Annotated in this window: 3 protein-coding genes; all 3 read left to right on the top strand. The window is 66.3% G+C overall.

Features of this window, described 5'->3' with window-relative positions; genetic code table 11:
* Positions 1–292 precede the first annotated feature (292 nt).
* From aroQ to accC, 3 genes are read left to right on the top strand one after another with little or no spacing between them, the layout of a single operon-like run.
* Positions 293–742 (top strand): type II 3-dehydroquinate dehydratase, encoded by a 450-nt coding sequence (gene aroQ / locus ABIE56_RS22565; RefSeq protein WP_247432677.1) that lies wholly within the window; start codon positions 293–295, stop codon positions 740–742.
* A 54-nt stretch (positions 743–796) separates the two neighbouring features.
* The gene (gene accB / locus ABIE56_RS22560; protein ID WP_429246054.1) at positions 797–1,261 is read left to right on the top strand and encodes an acetyl-CoA carboxylase biotin carboxyl carrier protein; all 465 of its coding nucleotides are present in this window, start codon (positions 797–799) and stop codon (positions 1,259–1,261) included.
* 10 nt (positions 1,262–1,271) lie between these two features.
* Positions 1,272–2,642: an acetyl-CoA carboxylase biotin carboxylase subunit gene (gene accC, locus ABIE56_RS22555; RefSeq protein WP_429246053.1), complete on the top strand. Its 1,371-nt coding sequence runs from the start codon at positions 1,272–1,274 to the stop codon at positions 2,640–2,642.
* Positions 2,643–2,765: the final 123 nt, after the last annotated feature.

Here is a 2,765-nt window from a genome sequence, read left to right as displayed (position 1 = left end):
CCGCGGCCCCCGCCGGGGGGGGGGGGCCCCGCGCGTCCCCCGGTGGTGGGGGGGTTTTCACACCACCCCCCCCCCCCGGGGGGGGGGGGGGGGGCGGGGGGGGGGGGGCCCGCCCCCCCCCCCCCCCCCCCCCCCCCGCTCCTACAGGAAGGCCACCTCGACCATACGGCAGCGTGTGGATTGTTGCGATCTACCGCGAACTGCGGCGATCTCCACCGAACTGGACAACGCAGGCGGACAGGCGCACACTGCGCGGCGTTCCGGCATTCCGGACCACAGGCACAGGTGAACAGTGGCCAGGATCCTCGTCCTGCACGGACCCAACCTCAATCTTCTCGGCGTACGCGAGCCATCGGTGTATGGGCGCGAAACCCTGAACGATATCAACGCGTCGCTGCTGGCCCGCGCCCAGGCGGCGGGGCACGACCTCACGTACTACCAGTCCAACGCCGAGTACGAGCTGATCAACCGGATCCATCAGGCGCGCGATGAAGGCACCGCCTGGATCCTGATCAACCCGGCCGCGTTCACGCATACCTCGGTCGCGCTGCGCGATGCCCTGGCCGGCGTGGCCATCCCGTTTATCGAGATCCACCTTTCCAACCCGCATGCGCGTGAGCCGTTCCGGCACCACTCGTACATGTCGGATCTGGCCAGCGGCGTGATCTGCGGCTTCGGTGGCGATAGCTACCGGCTGGCCCTGGAAGCCGCCCTGCTGCGCCTGGCCGTTCCGGCCGCCTGATTCCCCTTTCGTGGCGCCACAGGCGCCCGTCCTACCACCACAAAGGTTTGTCCCATGGACCTGCGCAAGATCAAGAAGCTCATCGACCTGCTCGAGGAATCGAACCTCGCCGAGCTGGAAATCAAGGAAGGCGAAGAAGTGGTTCGCCTGTCGCGCGTGCCCAAGGGCGGCGTGGCCGTTGCCGCTCCGCAGGTTTACGCCGCACCGGCCGCCCCCGTGGCAGCCGCGGCACCGGTTGCCGCAGCCGCTCCTGCCGCCCCGGCCGCCGAAGCTGGCCTGCCGGCAGGCCACGTCGTGAAGGCGCCGATGGTCGGCACGTTCTACGCCGCCTCCACCCCGGGCGCCCCGGCGTTCGCCGCCGTGGGCCAGCAGGTGAAGGCCGGTGAGACCATCGGCATCATCGAGGCGATGAAGATGTTCAACCAGATCGAGGCCGACGTATCGGGCACGGTCGTGGCGGTCCTGGTCGAGAATGGCCAGCCGGTGGAATTCGACGAACCGATGTTCGTCATCGCCTGAGGCAGTCGCCATGCTCGAGAAGGTCGTCATCGCCAACCGCGGCGAAATTGCGCTGCGCGTGCTGCGCGCATGCAATGCGCTCGGCATCAAGACGGTCGCGGTGCACTCCACCGTCGATCGCAACCTGAAGCACGTCGGCCTGGCCGATGAATCCGTGTGCATCGGCCCAGGTCCCTCGGCCGGTAGCTACCTCAACATTCCCGCGATCATCGCTGCCGCTGAAATTACCGACGCAGGCGCGATCCACCCGGGGTACGGCTTCCTGTCCGAGAACGCCAACTTCGCCGAACAGGTGGAGAAGTCGGGCTTCGTGTTCATTGGCCCGACCGCCGATGTCATCCGCCTCATGGGTGACAAGGTGGAAGCCATCCGCGCCATGAAGGCCGCTGGCGTTCCGTGCGTTCCCGGCTCGGGCGGCCCGCTGGGCGATGACGTGGACGAGAACATCCGCATCGCTCGCGAGATCGGCTACCCGGTGATCATCAAGGCCGCCGGTGGCGGCGGTGGCCGCGGTATGCGCGTCGTGCGTACCGAGGCGCACCTGGCCAACTCCATCGTCATGACCAAGCAGGAAGCCAAGGCGGCTTTCAGCAACGATCAGGTCTACATGGAGAAGTTCCTGGAAAACCCGCGCCACGTGGAAATCCAGGTGCTGGCCGATGGCCAGGGCAATGCTATCCACCTGGGCGAGCGCGACTGCTCCATGCAGCGCCGCCATCAGAAGGTGGTGGAAGAAGCCCCGGCGCCGGGCATCACCCCGGAGCTGCGCGCGGAGATCGGCAAGGTCTGCGTGGATGCGTGCATCCGCATCGGCTACCGCGGCGCTGGCACGTTCGAGTTCCTGTTCGAGAACGGCCGTTTCTACTTCATCGAGATGAACACCCGTATCCAGGTGGAGCATCCGGTGACGGAGATGATTACGGGCATCGACCTGGTCCGCGAGCAGCTGCTGATCGCCAGCGGCCACAAGCTTTCGATCCGCCAGGAAGACATCGTGCTGACCGGCCATGCGATCGAATGCCGCGTCAACGCCGAAGACCCCGATACCTTCATGCCGAGCCCCGGCACGGTGAAGCGTTTCGAGGCACCGGGTGGCCCGGGCGTTCGCGTCGATACGCACCTGTACGACGGCTACCGTATTCCGCCGAACTACGATTCGATGATCGGCAAGATCATCGTGCACGGCCCGGATCGCCCCACCGCCATCGCGCGCATGCGCATGGCGCTGAACGAAACGGTGATCGAAGGCGTGAAGTGCAATATTCCGCTACAGCAGCGGATCATGGCCGATGTGGGCTTCCAGCAGGGTGGGCAGAACATCCACTACCTGGAAAAGCGCATGGCGGAACAGAAAGAAAAAGAAGCGCCGCACGCCGAGTAAGAAAAATCCCGCCGAAAGGCGGGATTTTTTTACGGCACGCTCAACGGCGCGCCGCACCTCGCCCTGTAGGAGCGCGCTTGCGCGCGATGGGTGCTCGCCGCAAACCCCATCGCGCGCAAGCGC

It is taken from the genome of Luteibacter sp. 621 (genome assembly GCF_050435445.1).
Taxonomy (GTDB): domain Bacteria; phylum Pseudomonadota; class Gammaproteobacteria; order Xanthomonadales; family Rhodanobacteraceae; genus Luteibacter.
The sequence above is the reverse complement of the archived record's forward strand: the minus strand, read 5'-3'. Positions and strand labels throughout refer to the sequence as shown.